The 14,255-nt window shown below is 54.2% G+C and carries 13 protein-coding genes; 10 read left to right on the top strand and 3 right to left on the bottom strand.

All coding sequences use genetic code 11. The features are described 5' to 3' along the window. The 7 genes from AC2FCQ_RS18000 to fbaA form a co-directional block, all read left to right on the top strand. A partial coding sequence (locus tag AC2FCQ_RS18000) for a hypothetical protein (RefSeq protein ID WP_490316617.1) occupies positions 1 to 191 on the top strand: 191 nt, incomplete at its 5' end. 20 nt (positions 192 to 211) lie between these two features. Then, positions 212 to 1,282, top strand: a complete 1,071-nt coding sequence (locus tag AC2FCQ_RS17995; RefSeq protein WP_490308803.1) for an ABC transporter substrate-binding protein — start codon at positions 212 to 214, stop codon at positions 1,280 to 1,282. Between the two features lie 70 nt (positions 1,283 to 1,352). Then, on the top strand, positions 1,353 to 3,122 hold the full coding sequence (locus tag AC2FCQ_RS17990) for an ABC transporter permease (protein ID WP_209639491.1): 1,770 nt from the start codon (positions 1,353 to 1,355) through the stop codon (positions 3,120 to 3,122). After that, complete coding sequence (locus tag AC2FCQ_RS17985; protein ID WP_209639494.1) at positions 3,115 to 4,185, top strand: ABC transporter ATP-binding protein; 1,071 nt, start codon at positions 3,115 to 3,117, stop codon at positions 4,183 to 4,185. Before AC2FCQ_RS17990 ends, AC2FCQ_RS17985 begins: the two co-directional genes overlap by 8 nt. Before the next feature lie 367 nt (positions 4,186 to 4,552). Then, the gene (gene epd / locus AC2FCQ_RS17980; RefSeq protein ID WP_209639496.1) at positions 4,553 to 5,569 is read left to right on the top strand and encodes an erythrose-4-phosphate dehydrogenase; all 1,017 of its coding nucleotides are present in this window, start codon (positions 4,553 to 4,555) and stop codon (positions 5,567 to 5,569) included. Between the two features lie 78 nt (positions 5,570 to 5,647). After that, the gene (gene pgk, locus AC2FCQ_RS17975) at positions 5,648 to 6,808 is read left to right on the top strand and encodes a phosphoglycerate kinase (protein WP_490308800.1); all 1,161 of its coding nucleotides are present in this window, start codon (positions 5,648 to 5,650) and stop codon (positions 6,806 to 6,808) included. 117 nt (positions 6,809 to 6,925) lie between these two features. After that, positions 6,926 to 8,005 (top strand): class II fructose-bisphosphate aldolase, encoded by a 1,080-nt coding sequence (fbaA, locus tag AC2FCQ_RS17970; RefSeq protein WP_037426794.1) that lies wholly within the window; start codon positions 6,926 to 6,928, stop codon positions 8,003 to 8,005. Positions 8,006 to 8,057: 52 nt separating this feature from the next. Here the strand turns inward: fbaA and AC2FCQ_RS17965 are convergent, their stop codons facing one another. After that, positions 8,058 to 8,726 (bottom strand): DUF1345 domain-containing protein, encoded by a 669-nt coding sequence (locus AC2FCQ_RS17965; protein WP_209639502.1) that lies wholly within the window; start codon positions 8,724 to 8,726, stop codon positions 8,058 to 8,060. Between the two features lie 207 nt (positions 8,727 to 8,933). On the opposite strand from AC2FCQ_RS17965, the gene mscS reads away from it, so the two are divergent. Further along, complete coding sequence (gene mscS / locus AC2FCQ_RS17960) at positions 8,934 to 9,800, top strand: small-conductance mechanosensitive channel MscS (protein ID WP_209639504.1); 867 nt, start codon at positions 8,934 to 8,936, stop codon at positions 9,798 to 9,800. Positions 9,801 to 9,833: 33 nt separating this feature from the next. Here mscS and AC2FCQ_RS17955 read toward each other — a convergent pair whose 3' ends face one another. Then, positions 9,834 to 11,183: an MFS transporter gene (locus AC2FCQ_RS17955; RefSeq protein ID WP_490308799.1), complete on the bottom strand. Its 1,350-nt coding sequence runs from the start codon at positions 11,181 to 11,183 to the stop codon at positions 9,834 to 9,836. 406 nt (positions 11,184 to 11,589) lie between these two features. Between AC2FCQ_RS17955 and AC2FCQ_RS17950 the strand changes: the two genes are divergently transcribed. After that, positions 11,590 to 12,327: an SDR family oxidoreductase gene (locus AC2FCQ_RS17950; protein WP_404760910.1), complete on the top strand. Its 738-nt coding sequence runs from the start codon at positions 11,590 to 11,592 to the stop codon at positions 12,325 to 12,327. 246 nt (positions 12,328 to 12,573) lie between these two features. Further along, complete coding sequence (psrA, locus tag AC2FCQ_RS17945; RefSeq protein ID WP_265557042.1) at positions 12,574 to 13,473, top strand: L-proline-binding transcription factor PsrA; 900 nt, start codon at positions 12,574 to 12,576, stop codon at positions 13,471 to 13,473. Here psrA and AC2FCQ_RS17940 read toward each other — a convergent pair. Then, positions 13,448 to 14,254, bottom strand: coding sequence for a substrate-binding domain-containing protein (locus AC2FCQ_RS17940; protein ID WP_490308798.1), 807 nt, complete (start codon positions 14,252 to 14,254; stop codon positions 13,448 to 13,450). The genes psrA and AC2FCQ_RS17940 overlap by 26 nt on opposite strands. Position 14,255 lies beyond the last annotated feature (1 nt).

Genomic DNA, 14,255 nt, shown 5'->3' with positions numbered 1-14,255 from the left:
AAGGCGCAGGCACTGCTGAAATAAGCCCTGCCCTGTCGCGTGACCCTAAGCCCGGCACATTGCCGGGCTTTTTCTTGCCCAAAAATCGTCCAACCTCACAAAACACGAAGATAAAAAATCAACGGCGTTGCTTAAGAACACTTATTAACTATATGTTAATTTTTGGTTTATTAAATGTAGCCAGGAGTTGATCATGTTAACAAGAATCAGCATGTCGGTCGTAGCGATGGCTGTGCTGGGCGTAGTGCCTGCTTACGCTGAGTTCCCGGCAGGCTATCCCGCTGACTATCAAAAAATCGTGGACGGTGCGAAGAAAGAGGGCAAGGTCGTGGTGTATTCCACCACAGATACCAAAGCTGCCGGGCCGCTGATCCAGGGATTCGAAGCGTTGTACCCGGGCGTTAAAGTCGAATACAACGATATGAACAGCACCGAATTGTACAACCGCTATATCAGCGAGCAGGCTGCAGGTGGCACCAGCGGCGACGTGGTATGGAGCTCGTCGATGGATACGGCGCTGAAACTGGCCACTGACTACGCGCAAGAATATGCCTCGCCAGAGCAGGGCCAACTGCCCAAGTGGGCGGTATGGAAAGAGAAAGCCTACGGCACAACCTATGAGCCGGTGGTCTTCATCTATAACAAACGACTCATCCCGCAGGGTGATGTGCCGGACTCACATGCTGCACTGGCAAAACTGATCGCCAGCCAAACCGACAAGTTCAAAAAGAAAGTCACGACCTATGACATTGAAAAGTCGGGGCTGGGGTTCATGCTGTCGGTACAGGACTTTAAGGCAGATCCCCATTATTTCGCCACGTTGGCAGACATTGCTAAAGGGGGGCTGGCGGTTCAGTCGTCTACCGGGACCATGATGGAAAGGGTGTCATCCGGTGAGAATCTGATTGGTTTCAATATCCTGGGTTCATACGCTGAAGCTCGCGCCAAAACCGACCCTTCACTCAGTATCTCTTATCCGAAGGACTATACCCTGGTGCTGTCGCGCGTGTCCTTTATCAGTAAAGAGGCGACCAACGCGAATGCAGCAAAACTGTGGCTTAACTTTGTGCTGTCGGAAAAGGGCCAGAGCATTCTCGCCAATCAGGCGGATATTCCCTCCATCCGTAATGACATTGAAGGCAAAAACGATATCGATGGCATGACCAAAATGCTCGGTAATGCGCTGAAGCCGATTCCGGTGGATGAAAGCCTGCTGGAGTATCTGCAACCGGCCAAACGTCTGGATTACATTAAACAGTGGCGTGCCGCCGCGGCCAAATAAGTTCAATATCCGGACGCGTGTCTGCCACCGTGGCGCGCGTCCTTTGGTGGTTTATGACCAGGGATAAATTATGAATGCATGGCGCAGAAAGTGGCAGAGCCTGCCGCGCAGCTTGGTGGTGGTGATAACCGCACTGGTTATTTATGTGCCACTGTCATTTATCGTGATTCAAAGTTTCCTCTCCGCTCCCTTTTTCTCTCCCTCCAAGGTTTTTAGCCTTGAGGCGTTCCAATTTATTTTCACCGATCCGGACTTTTACAAGGCGCTGAAAAGCGGGTTTATCCTGGCTTTCGGCCTGGTGGTGATCGCGATTCCGCTGGGGGGAATCCTGGCCTTTTTAATGGTCAGAACCGATTTGCCCGGCCGCCGATTTATTGAACCGCTGATCCTGGTGCCAATCTTTGTCTCGCCGATGGTCTTGGGCTTTGGCTACGTGGTTGCCGCCGGGCCGGTCGGCTTCTTTTCACTGTGGGCGGAATCGCTGCTGGGGTTTGTGCCCTGGAATATCTATTCGATGGCCAGCATCGTGGTGATCGCCGGGTTGACGCACGTACCGCACGCCTATCTCTATATTTCCTCGGCGTTGCGCAGCGTGGGTTCTGACGTAGAAGAAGCCGCCCGAACGGCGGGTGCTTCACCTTTGCAGGTAATGACTGCCGTTAGCTTGCCGATGGTGCGGCCTTCGATTCTGTACGCCGGGGTTTTGCTGTTCTTCCTCGGGCTGGAAGTGTTCGGCCTGATGCTGGTACTGGGGGATCCAGAGGGCAATCTGGTGCTGGCAACCTACCTGTATCAATTAACCAACAAGCTGGGGACACCGTCTTACCATTTGATGGCGGCGGTAGCGGTGGTGCTGATCTGTATCACCATTCCATTGGTCATGTTGCAGCGCCGCCTGATGCGTACCGCCAACCGTTTTGTCACGGTTAAGGGTAAGGCCTCGCAGGCGCGGGCGCTGCCGCTGGGAAAATGGCGCTGGGTGGCCGGTGCGGTGGTGGTGTTTTGGCTGACGGTGACTATCGGTGTGCCACTGGTGGGTGTGGTGCTGCGTGCCTTTATTTCTAATTGGGGGGTGGGCGTTTCAATCTGGGATGAGCTGTCGCTCAACACTTTCCGCACTATCTGGCAGCAGCCGAACTTGCTGCGAGCCATCGTCAACTCGATGGCGATTGGGGTACTCGGTGGCGCGCTGGCGGTGGTCTGTTACTTGTTCATCGGCATTGCCATGCATCGCAAACCTGACGGGGCTACCCGTTTTCTTGATTACAGCGTGCTGGTGCCGCGTGCGGTACCTGGCCTGTTGGCGGGGTTAGCCTTCTTGTGGGTCTTCCTGTTCTTGCCAATGTGGCTGGATAAGTCGCTGAAAGAGGGCTGGCTTTCGGTGCTACCGATGGCTGAATGGCTGCGGGAAAACCTGATCGTCTGGCTACGTTCCTTACGCAGCACCATCTTCAGTGTCTGGCTGGCGTACACCGTCGTTTGGATGGCGTACGGCCTACGGCTGATCTCGTCGACGTTGCTGCAAGTCGGCCCTGAGCTGGAAGAAGCGGCGCGCAGCGCTGGGGCGTCCCGTGGCCAGATCACCCGCCACGTCACCATTCCGCTGTCGCGTTATGGCTTGATTGGCTCGTGGTTGCTGATGTTCCTGATTTTCGAGCGTGAGTATTCCACCGGGGTCTATCTGTTGTCTCCGGGCACTGAAACCATAGGTTCGATGCTGGTGTCTCTGTGGGCGGCGGGTGCCATTGATATTGTCGCCGCACTTTCCTTCATTAACATCCTGTTGGTGGTGTTAGGTCTGGGTATTGCCCTGCGCTTTGGAGTGAAATTACATGATTGAACTTTCGGTAGAAGATCTGCATTTAACTTACGGCGACAACCCGGTACTGAAGGGCGTCTCTATGCAGCTAAAGCGTGGCGAAGTGGTTTCGTTGCTGGGGCCGTCGGGCAGCGGTAAAACCACGTTGCTGCGTGCGGTCGCCGGGCTGGAAAAACCGACTCAGGGCCGCATTATCATTGGCAGCAATACCGTGTACAACGGCAGCGCGCGCAGCGAAATTCCTGCGGAGGAGCGCAACCTGGGGCTGGTATTCCAGTCCTACGCCCTGTGGCCACATAAAACGGTGTTTGAGAATGTTGCCTACCCGCTGAAATTACGCAAAGTGGCTTCGGCGGAAATCAACCAGCGGGTACAAGGTGTGCTTGATCAACTGGGGCTGGGGCATTTGGGTAAGCGCCATCCGCATCAGTTGTCCGGTGGCCAGCAGCAACGCGTGGCAATTGGCCGGGCGCTGGTGTACAACCCGCCGGTCATTCTGCTGGATGAGCCTTTGTCGAACCTTGACGCCAAGCTGCGCGAAGAGGCGCGGGTTTTCCTGCGTGAGCTGATCATCAAGCTGGGGCTTTCGGCGCTGATGGTGACGCACGATCAGAACGAGGCGATGGCGATTTCCGATCGCATTTTGCTGCTTAACAACGGAAAAATTGAGCAGCAGGGCACGCCGCAGGAAATGTACGGTTCGCCGTCGACCCTGTTTACCGCCGAGTTTATGGGCAGCAATAATCGCCTGAACGGCAAGATCACCGAGGTGGTTGACGGCAAAGCGCGCATTGAAGGCAAAGACTGGGCGTTGTGGGGCATGGCGGGGGCAGGGGTAAAAGCCGGCGAAGAGGCCACGGCGGTGATCCGCGTGGAGCGCGTACGCCTGGGGGATGACCCGCAGGGTAACCAGCTTGAGTTGCCGCTGCTGACCAGCATGTATCTGGGCGATCGTTGGGAGTACCTGTTCCGCACCGTCGCTGAGGATTTTGTCGTGCGGGCCTATGGCACTGAAGTGCGCGGCCAGACGCTGTGCCGGCTTTCCCTGCCGGCCGAGCATCTGTGGATATTCCCGAAAGCCTAGCGGTCCACACCTCATCGTTACCAAGATATCTGGCGTATCACAGCGGATTGAGATTGAAAAAGTGTGCGCTAGATCATCTTATTCTCGCAAAGTGCCGTTCGGTTGTCAGGCAGGCTGTCGCATCTGTTCCTTTTGGCAAAACTTTGGTTTATGCTCGGCTGAAGCGTTTCAGTTGTAGCTGTATTCAACAGAAACGTCAGAGTGAAGGTAATGAGTGAAGGCTGGACCGAAGGAATAATGCGACGCGACGATTCACAGCAGGTGGTGCGCTAAAGTACTCTATGCGGGTTATCTAGATGACCCAGTCAGCGCCCTCTCAATAACGGTGAACGCGCCCGGGGAGAGAAGGCCCTTTTTCAGGAGCAGCATGACAATCCGCATAGCGATAAACGGTTTTGGCCGCATAGGCCGCAGCGTTTTACGCGCACTGTACGAATCGGGACGACGAGCGGAAATTTCCGTGGTGGCAATTAACGAATTGGCAAACGCCGAGGGGATGGCCCATCTACTGAAATACGACTCCAGCCATGGCCGCTTTGCCTGGGATGTGCGTCAGGAATGCGACATGCTGACCGTCGGGGACGACCGCATTCGCTTGCTGCATCAGCCCGCGCTGGAACAGCTTCCCTGGGGTGAGCTTGGTGTAGATGTGGTGCTGGACTGTAGCGGTGTCTACGGCAGCCGAGCCGATGGCGAGGCCCATCTGGCTGCGGGGGCGAAGAAAGTGTTGTTCGCCCACCCTGGCGGTAACGATCTGGATGCCACCATCGTGTTTGGCGTCAATCATCAGACGCTGCTGCAGGAACACCGCATCGTTTCCAATGCGTCATGCACCACCAACTGCATTATTCCGGTCATTAAGCTGCTGGACGATGCCTTCAGCATCGAATCCGGCACGGTAACGACCATTCACTCTTCGATGAACGATCAGCCGGTGATAGATGCCTATCATCAGGATTTACGGCGTACTCGTGCGGCGAGCCAGTCGATTATTCCGGTCGACACCAAATTGGCTGCCGGAATTACCCGTATTTTCCCGCAGTTTTGCGATCGTTTCGAAGCGATTTCCGTACGCGTGCCGACCATCAACGTGACGGCGATAGATCTCAGCGTCAGCGTCAGTTCGGCGGTGAAAGTGGCAGAGGTCAACCAGTTGTTGCAAATGGCCGCACGGGGATCTTTTCGTGGTATAGTTGACTATACAGAACTACCATTAGTCTCGATCGATTTTAACCATGACCCGCATAGCGCTATCGTCGACGGTACGCAGACCCGGGTCAGCGGTCAGCACCTCATCAAGACATTGGTCTGGTGTGATAATGAATGGGGCTTTGCCAATAGGATGTTGGATACAACACGGGCAATGGCCGCAAGCGGTTTCTAGTACGGCGGTATCGGCATTGGTCGATGCGCCGCTCAGGCAACTTTATAGTTTCTAGAGAATCAACCAAGAGGGTTCACCATGTCTGTAATTAACATGTCCGATCTGGATCTGGCAGGTAAACGCGTTCTGATCCGCTCCGATCTGAACGTTCCAGTGAAAGACGGTAAAGTGACTTCCGATGCACGTATCCGTGCCTCCCTGCCGACTATTGAAGCTGCGCTGAAACAAGGCGCCCGCGTGATGGTAACGTCCCACCTGGGCCGTCCTACCGAAGGCGAGTACAACGAAGAATTCTCCCTGCTGCCAGTTGTTAACTATCTGAAAGAACACCTGAAAACCCCGGTTCGTCTGGCGAAAGACTACCTGGATGGCGTTGACGTTGCAGAAGGTGAACTGGTTGTGCTGGAAAACGTCCGTTTCAACAAGGGCGAGAAAAAAGACGACGAAACCCTGTCCAAAAAATATGCGGCGCTGTGCGACGTGTATGTGATGGATGCTTTCGGTACTGCACACCGTGCGCAGGCGTCTACCCACGGTGTAGGTAAGTTTGCACCTGTAGCTTGTGCGGGTCCGCTGCTGTCCGCAGAACTGGAAGCACTGGGTAAAGCGTTGAAAACCCCAGCTCGTCCGATGGTTGCCGTGGTTGGTGGTTCTAAAGTTTCGACTAAATTTGATGTGCTGAACTCGCTGGTGAAAATCGCCGATACGGTGATTGTGGGCGGCGGTATCGCTAACACCTTCGTGGCTATCGATAATAACGTCGGCAAATCCCTGTACGAACCTGACTTCGTCGAGGCAGCGAGAAAACTGCGTGACGAGTTCAAAATCCCGGTTCCTACCGATTCTCGAGTAGGGACGGAGTTTTCTGAAACTGCACCTGCTACCTTGAAAAAAGTCAGTGAAGTCAACGATGATGAAGAGATCATGGACTTCGGTGACGAAACTGCGCTGGCTATGGCTAAGTTGTTGAAAGAAGCCAAAACCATTCTGTGGAATGGTCCGGTTGGCGTATTCGAGTTCCCTAACTTCCGTAAGGGCACCGAAATTGTCGCAAAAGCTATCGCAGACAGCGAAGCCTTCTCAATTGCCGGCGGCGGCGACACTCTGGCAGCCATCGATCTGTTCGGGATCGAGGATAAGATTTCCTACATCTCAACCGGCGGCGGCGCCTTCCTGGAATTCGTGGAAGGTAAAGCGTTGCCAGCGGTAGTGATGCTGGAAGAGCGCGCTAAGCAGTAATTCAGACAACGGGAGGCGAAAGCCGCCCGTTTGTTTTATACCGCGCGGCATACTGCGGCGCGGCATGAAAAAATCGATTTACATCCATCTACGGCCGACGAAACAGGACAAAGTAACATGTCTAAAATTTTTGATTTCGTAAAACCGGGTGTCATCACTGGTGATGACGTTCAGAAAGTATTCGCAGTAGCTAAAGAGAACAACTTTGCGCTGCCAGCAGTTAACTGTGTAGGTACCGACTCTATCAACGCCGTGCTGGAAACAGCAGCGAAGGTACGTGCTCCGGTTATCGTACAGTTCTCTAACGGCGGTGCTGCGTTCATCGCCGGTAAAGGCGTGAAGACTGACGTTCCTCAGGGTGCAGCAATTCTGGGCGCAATCTCTGGTGCACATCATGTTCACCAGTTGGCTGAGCATTACGGCGTGCCGGTTATTCTGCACACCGACCACTGTGCCAAGAAACTGCTGCCATGGCTGGACGGCCTGTTGGACGCTGGCGAAAAACACTTCGCAGCGACGGGCAAGCCACTGTTCTCTTCTCACATGATCGACCTGTCTGAAGAGTCCCTGGAAGAAAACATCGAAATTTGCAGCAAATACCTGACTCGCATGGCGAAGATCGGTATGACCCTGGAAATCGAACTGGGCTGCACCGGCGGTGAAGAAGATGGCGTGGACAACAGCCACATGGACGCATCTGCACTGTATACCCAACCAGAAGACGTTGCTTACGCGTACGAAAAACTGAACGCGATCAGCCCACGCTTCACCATCGCAGCGTCCTTCGGTAACGTGCACGGCGTTTATAAGCCAGGCAACGTTAAACTGACACCGACCATTCTGCGTGATTCTCAGGACTACGTGTCCAAGAAATTCAATCTGCCACACAACAGCCTGAACTTCGTGTTCCACGGCGGTTCCGGTTCTACCGACGCAGAGATCAAAGAATCCGTAGGTTACGGCGTGATCAAAATGAACATCGATACCGATACCCAATGGGCAACCTGGGACGGTATCCTGCAGTACTACAAAGCGAACGAAGCTTACCTGCAGGGCCAGTTGGGCAACCCGAAAGGCGCCGACCAGCCGAACAAGAAATACTATGACCCACGCGTATGGCTGCGTTCAGCTCAGACTTCCATGATTACTCGTCTGGAACAGGCTTTCAAAGATTTGAACGCAGTTGACGTTCTGTAATCTTGCCTAGCTGTTAGCCATAAAGGCTCCCTTCGGGGAGCCTTTTTTGTTTCTAGCTCAGCAGGCTGGCGCCGACGTTGATCGACAGCCCCAGGATCACCAGGTTGAAGACAAAGGAAATGACCGACTGTAGCAGGGCGACTTTGCGTACTTCTGCTGCGCCAACCGCGACGTCGGCGGTTTGCGAAGCGACTGCAATGGTAAAAGAGAAATAGGCGAAGTCCCAATAGGTCGGCTCTTGAAGGTTACCGGGGAACAGCAGCGGTAGAGGATCCTGCGGTGCGCCCTGGCGGTAAAACTGGTGCGCATAGTGCATGGTAAATGCCGTCGGTAGCAGTAGCCATGACACCACAAGCGTGGTGCCGGTTAACACCAGGTGCAGTGTTTTCAGTGAGTCGCTGACCTGCTTGGCCGTACTCAGTTCAAACAGAATGGCCAAAATGCTCACCAGACAGCCGATGCTGACCAACGCCAAAACCATGCTGGCGCTTTCGTCCTGCGCGCGGGCACGTTGGCGAATGTGCTTGGGAGTGCTAACCAGCATCAGCCGCCAGAGAAACAACAGATAGAGCCAGGCCAGCACGTTCCAGCCGAGCATCAGCCGTTGCAGTTGAGACAGCTGGGCGGGGAGTAACAGATAGCACAGAATACCTGCGCCAACAGAAAGTAACAGCCGCGGACGGACCTGCCAGTAGTGCCTGAGCGGGGAAAGTATACGCATTGCGGGACAGGTTCCTTGTCTTAAAAAAGTGAGGGCGCTGTGTTCAGCATAGAAGAAGTCGAGCCACCGTTTTGGCTATTTTTAGCGCTTACGCTTGGCATGCTGCGTGAATGTTGGTTAACCTATGGCGGTGGTTTCCTACTGACATCTGATGTCGGTGTATTTTTGAGAGTTTACCCCTTTAGGGGCAGAGTTAGGACGACACGAATGAAAGATCTGAACGTAGTAGACGGCATTAATGGTGCCGGTAACTGGCTGGTGCAGAACCAGGATTTATTGATTCAGTATGCAGTGAACATCGTTGCGGCGATCGTTATCTTCATCATCGGTTCGATCATTGCTCGTGTGGTCAGCAATGCGGTAAATCGGGTAATGAAGCTGCGCGGTATCGACGCCACAGTCGCTGATTTCCTGTCGGCAATGGCGCGATACGGTATTCTGGCCTTCACCTTTATCGCTGTGCTGGGGCGCGTTGGCGTACAGACCACCTCAGTGATCGCGGTGCTGGGTGCTGCGGGTTTGGCTGTGGGTCTGGCTTTGCAAGGGTCGCTGTCCAACTTCGCCGCAGGCGTGTTGCTGGTGGCCTTCCGTCCGTTGCGTGCCGGTGAGTATGTCGATTTGGGCGGTGTGGCCGGTACTGTCGACCAGGTGCAGATTTTCTCTACCACGCTGCGTACGGCAGACAACAAGACCATCGTGGTGCCGAACGGTAAAATTATCGCCGGTAACATCATCAACTATTCCCGCGAGCCAAATCGTCGCGTAGACATCGTGGTTGGCGTGGCGTATAACGCTGACATCGATGTAGTGAAAAAGGTACTTGGCGATGTGATCGCGGCCGACAAGCGCATCATGCACGCCAAAGGCGTGACTGTGCGGCTGACCGAGATGGCACCGTCCTCACTGAACTTTGTGACCCGTTCCTGGACCACCAATGCAGAATACTGGAACGTGTACTTTGATCTGATGGAAAACTTCAAGCGTGCGCTGGATGCCAACAACATCGGCATTCCGTTCCCGCAGATGGATGTTCATCTGTATCGCAACGATGCGACCACAGCGAAAGCAGAATAAGTGAGAAGGGGCCACGGCCCCTTTTTTGTTGGATCAGTGTGGCAAAGCGGACGCTGGCGTGGGTACGCGGCGGTGCGAGCTGAGCCGGTAGAGCAGGAATATGGCGGCAGAACCCACCAGTACCGGCATCGCCAGCCAGATAAAGAACATCTCAGACGAACCCGCAGTGACAATCATCCAGGCATCGAGCATGGATCCCACGATTGAACCGAAGCGCCCGCTCGCCATCGCCCAGCTGACCCCCGTGACGCGGGCCGCGGTGGGATAGATCGTGGCGGACACCAGGTTCAGGCCGTTCTGTGCACCAGCCACGCCGAAACCGATCAGGAACACCGTGGTCGCCAGCGTGTAGACATCCCCCATCAGGTAACCGGTGGCGCCGACAACCAGCGCTGCACCCAGGTAGGACAGAGCAAGTACCCGGTATGGCCCGACGCGGTCCATCAGCAGCGCCATAAGGATAGCTCCGAGCGTCCCGCCCAGTGGCACCATTGCCCCAATGCGCGACGCGTGAACGATATCGTAACCGGCATCTTTGAGAATGCTCGGCAGCCAACTGGTGAGCTGGTAAAACACGAACAGCGAACAGAAGAACGCCACCCACAGCAACAGGGTGCGCACCGCACGGCCTTCGATAAACAGGTGCGATATCGGCGATCTGGCCTGTACTGGACGTTCGTCATCGACAATCGTTACGCCTGCCCAGTTTTTGCCGGTGATGCGTTCGACCACGTGGCGCAGGCGATCGGCATGTTTTTGGCTGGCAGTCATAAAGCGTACTGATTCGGGCATTTGCCAGGCCAGCAGCGGCAGCAACAGCAGCGGGGCAATGCCGCCGAACATCAACAGGCCACGCCAACCGAACGCAGGGATAATTTGCCCGGCGAGCAGGCCACCCAGCGCCAAACCGGCGGTAAAGCCGCTCCAACTCAGTGTGACCATGATCATACGGCGACGCGCCGGCGAGTACTCCGAACTGAGGGTGATGCAGGTGGGCATCGCACCGCCTAAACCGATGCCGGTGATTAACCGCAGCAGAGTCAGCGACTCGATTGAATGGGTATAGGCAGAGGCCAGAGTGCCGCCGCCAAAGATCAGTATCGAAACGAGCAGTACGCGTTTGCGGCCGATGGCATCGGCGACTGGGCCGAAGACTAAACTGCCAATCAACAGGCCGAACAACCCGGCACCGAATGCGGGAGATAACTGCGCAGGCAGCAGGCCCCACTCTTCACGCAAGGCCGGGGCGATATAGCCGATGATGGCCGTGTCAAAACCGTCCAGCAAGACGATCAGAAAACACAGCGTGAGGATCAGAATCTGATAGGGCGAGATCTTGGCGCTGTCGATGATCTCGCTGATACGAGCGGTGTTTTGGCTCATGATAGTTCCACTTTATTCGTCTGGTGTGGAGCTGGCTGGAGGGCAGAGTAGGCGTCAGGCTCCTTCTGAAACGGGCCTGATCCAAAGCCGCTTTGGCTGGCGTGGTATAGAAATACGAGTATACCTCAGAGAGGAGACATTGAGAGGGGGGCGTGGGGGAGATGATGCGGGTGAGCTTGCAGTGACTGGCAATTACTCTGACACGTAACCAACCCGGCAGCCTCAAATCCTAGCGTCAGCTCAGTGCCAGAAACAGATGTTGCATGTCCCCTAGAACACGATTAAACAGATTGCGGTGCGGCTTATTCTTGCCTCTCATGAAAAATGGCACTAACTGAAAGATGCCAGTCCATCGCCTCATGTATATCTACATCCACACATAGTCATTATGAAAGGATGGATGGAGATGCTGAGAGGTAAAAGAGCTGTGATTACCGGTGGCGGCGCGGGATTTGGGCAAGCGCTGTGCGTGTGGTTGGCGCGAGAAGGCGTCGAGGTGCATTTTTCCGCGAGGCGTGCTGATGATATTCAAAAAACTTGCAGCATCATCACGGCTGAAGGTGGGATTGCAAAAGGGTATATCTGTGATTTAACCCAGCCTGAATCCATTTCTCAGTTTTCTTCACAGCTGTTATTTTCCGACAAGCCCATAGACATTTTAATTCTCAATGCCGCTCAGTGGCTGTCAGGCACGTTAGACGATCAACCCGATACAGAAATCATCAATACCGTCAGTTCAGGCCTGACAGGTTCAATTCTACTGACTCAGGCTTTGCTATCTGGATTAAGACGTTCTGAAAGCGCGGATATCGTCTCAATTATATCTTCATGTGGGATCCCGAATTTTACAGATTCAATTGCGCACCCCGCTTTTTTTGCTAGCAAACACGGGCTTAGCGGCTTTACAACTAAACTTTCTAACCAGTTGTCTGAAGAGAATATACGTGTGACCGGGCTGTATCCCCCGGATTTTGAACTAACCGGATTAGATACATTTGTCGATAGCCAGCCCAGAATGGGGGAACGTCTAATGAATGGGCGCTCGATCTGGGAAACAATTCGTTTTGTGCTGGCTCAACCGCGTAGTTGCCATATCAGTAGCATCTACTTTGAAGGTCCAACTCGCGAAAAACTGAATGTTTGAGGCTGAGTTTGGCGATGTTGAACAGAGCACTCAACGTCCACTTCTCGCTATAGCTGACCGCCGGTATCATGCTTTTTGGATGTCATCAGGCTTTCATCGTGAGGCAGGCGGTCATTTCCAGTCATGGCCGCCAGTATGTAAGGTGTCGGCGATGAGGGCGGCAGGTCAATCTTTAAAAAGTTGCTGTTGTCCAAGATGTGGCTATCATCTTTTCTTTAAACTGCCCTGAAAGGATTGCCTGCCGCTATGCCCGTGAATTTTGATCTGAACGATCTCTATGCTTTCCGTGCGTTGGTTGAATACGGTAATTTTCGGCTTGCCGCAGAGTCCATCTGCCTTTCACAGTCAGCATTGAGCCGCAGGATAGAGAAGCTGGAATCTGCGCTGGGTATTAAGTTGTTCGACAGAACAACCAGGCGCGTTACGCTGACACTTTATGGGCAAACCTTCGCCGAGCGCTCAGATCAGCTACTGATGAATGTTGAGCTGGTTCTGGCTGATATCAATAAGGTCAGTCAGGATCGCGTTGGGCTGGTAACGGTCGCGACCGTGCCCTCGGCGGCCTACTATTTTATGCCTGACGTGATTCGCAGTTTCCAGGCCCGCTATCCTCGGGTACGGGTTAAGCTTATCGATAGCAGTGCAGGTAACGTCATTGAAGCCGTTGCCAGTGGGCAGGCTGATTTCGGTATCTGTTTTGCCAGAACCCTGCAATCCAATATCGAGTTTCTGCCGTTGGTCGCGGATGTTTATGTGGCTGCCTGCAGGCGCGATCACCCCATCGCCGGTAAAAAAAGTCTGACCTGGCGCGAGTTTTATCAGCAAGACTATGTAGGGCTGGATAAGACGTCAGGTAATCGCAATTTGCTCGATCAGATGCTGGAACACATCATTCCTGAGCGCCCCAGCATCTGCGAAACCCGGCATGTCACGACCATGCTGGGTATGGTTGAAGCGGGGATTGGCATTGCTGCGGTACCCGCCATGTCGATGCCGGCCTCAGAGCATTCGGTACTGACACACCTGCCACTGACAGATCCGGTAGTGAAGCGCACGGTTGGCCTGATCAGGCGCAGCGGGCGTATGCAATCCTATGTTGCCGCCGAGTTGGAAAAGCTAATCACTGAACAGTATCACTCTGCTTAACGGGTGGCGCAGTCTTCACCGTTCTCATCCCGGTGGCGCGAATAATGTCTTGCGCCTGGGCGGAAGACAGGAAGTCCAATAGCGCTTCGCCTTCCTGGCGATGTTCTGCCTTGAGGATGACCGCGCCGGCAAAGCGGGTGATGTACTGGACATTTTCAGGCAATTCACCAATAAAGGTGACGCCCGGAACAGGGAGCAACTCACTGACTTGCTGGAAGCCTATCGCATATTTCCCTTTTGCTACCTCGCTGGCCACCGGAATACGTTCAACCTTATGTGCTTTTTCTTTCACCTTGTCTTCAATACCCAGCTTTTTGAATAGCTGGTTGCTGATATACAGGCCGCTGGCACTGTCAGAATAGGCAATGGACTTAGCCTGTAGCAGGGTTTTGCGCAGATCCGCATCTTGTTTGATATTGGGTTTAGGGTCGCCTTGTTTAACCACCATACCAATCGGTGAATCGGCCAGTTCCACGCGCGAACCCGGTTGGATCCAGTTATCCTTTTCCAAATTCGTTAGTGCATCACCCACCATAATCACTACATCGGCTTTTTCTCCGCGAGCCAGGCGCGCGGGGATCGCCTGGGGCGCCTTGCCCATAGAGGGACCGGACACCAAGATGATTTTGTCGCCACTCTTTGCTTCAAATTGCGGAGCCAGTTTTTCCAGTGCGGCTTTAAAGCCGCCTGAAATCATGACGGTCACCTCTTTGGCCATCGCACCCGTGCTGACAGAGAGGAGCACCAGGGTAGCGAAGAGTGGGCGATAAATTTTTTGCATG

Source organism: Serratia sp. CoH_134_PS_4 (genome assembly GCF_058190535.1).
This window is presented reverse-complemented; position numbering and strand designations above follow the sequence as displayed.

Excerpts from the sequence above, each read along its gene's own strand:
- AC2FCQ_RS17985 (WP_209639494.1), top strand. The coding sequence starts at position 3,115 with ATGATTGAACTTTCGGTAGAAGATCTGCATTTAACTTACGGCGACAAC.
- epd (WP_209639496.1), top strand. The coding sequence starts at position 4,553 with ATGACAATCCGCATAGCGATAAACGGTTTTGGCCGCATAGGCCGCAGC.
- AC2FCQ_RS17950 (WP_404760910.1), top strand. The coding sequence starts at position 11,590 with ATGCTGAGAGGTAAAAGAGCTGTGATTACCGGTGGCGGCGCGGGATTT.
- AC2FCQ_RS17995 (WP_490308803.1), top strand. The coding sequence starts at position 212 with ATGTCGGTCGTAGCGATGGCTGTGCTGGGCGTAGTGCCTGCTTACGCT.
- mscS (WP_209639504.1), top strand. The coding sequence starts at position 8,934 with ATGAAAGATCTGAACGTAGTAGACGGCATTAATGGTGCCGGTAACTGG.
- AC2FCQ_RS17990 (WP_209639491.1), top strand. The coding sequence starts at position 1,353 with ATGAATGCATGGCGCAGAAAGTGGCAGAGCCTGCCGCGCAGCTTGGTG.
- fbaA (WP_037426794.1), top strand. The coding sequence starts at position 6,926 with ATGTCTAAAATTTTTGATTTCGTAAAACCGGGTGTCATCACTGGTGAT.
- AC2FCQ_RS17955 (WP_490308799.1), bottom strand. The coding sequence starts at position 11,183 with ATGAGCCAAAACACCGCTCGTATCAGCGAGATCATCGACAGCGCCAAG.
- AC2FCQ_RS17940 (WP_490308798.1), bottom strand. The coding sequence starts at position 14,254 with ATGCAAAAAATTTATCGCCCACTCTTCGCTACCCTGGTGCTCCTCTCT.
- pgk (WP_490308800.1), top strand. The coding sequence starts at position 5,648 with ATGTCTGTAATTAACATGTCCGATCTGGATCTGGCAGGTAAACGCGTT.
- psrA (WP_265557042.1), top strand. The coding sequence starts at position 12,574 with ATGCCCGTGAATTTTGATCTGAACGATCTCTATGCTTTCCGTGCGTTG.
- AC2FCQ_RS17965 (WP_209639502.1), bottom strand. The coding sequence starts at position 8,726 with ATGCGTATACTTTCCCCGCTCAGGCACTACTGGCAGGTCCGTCCGCGG.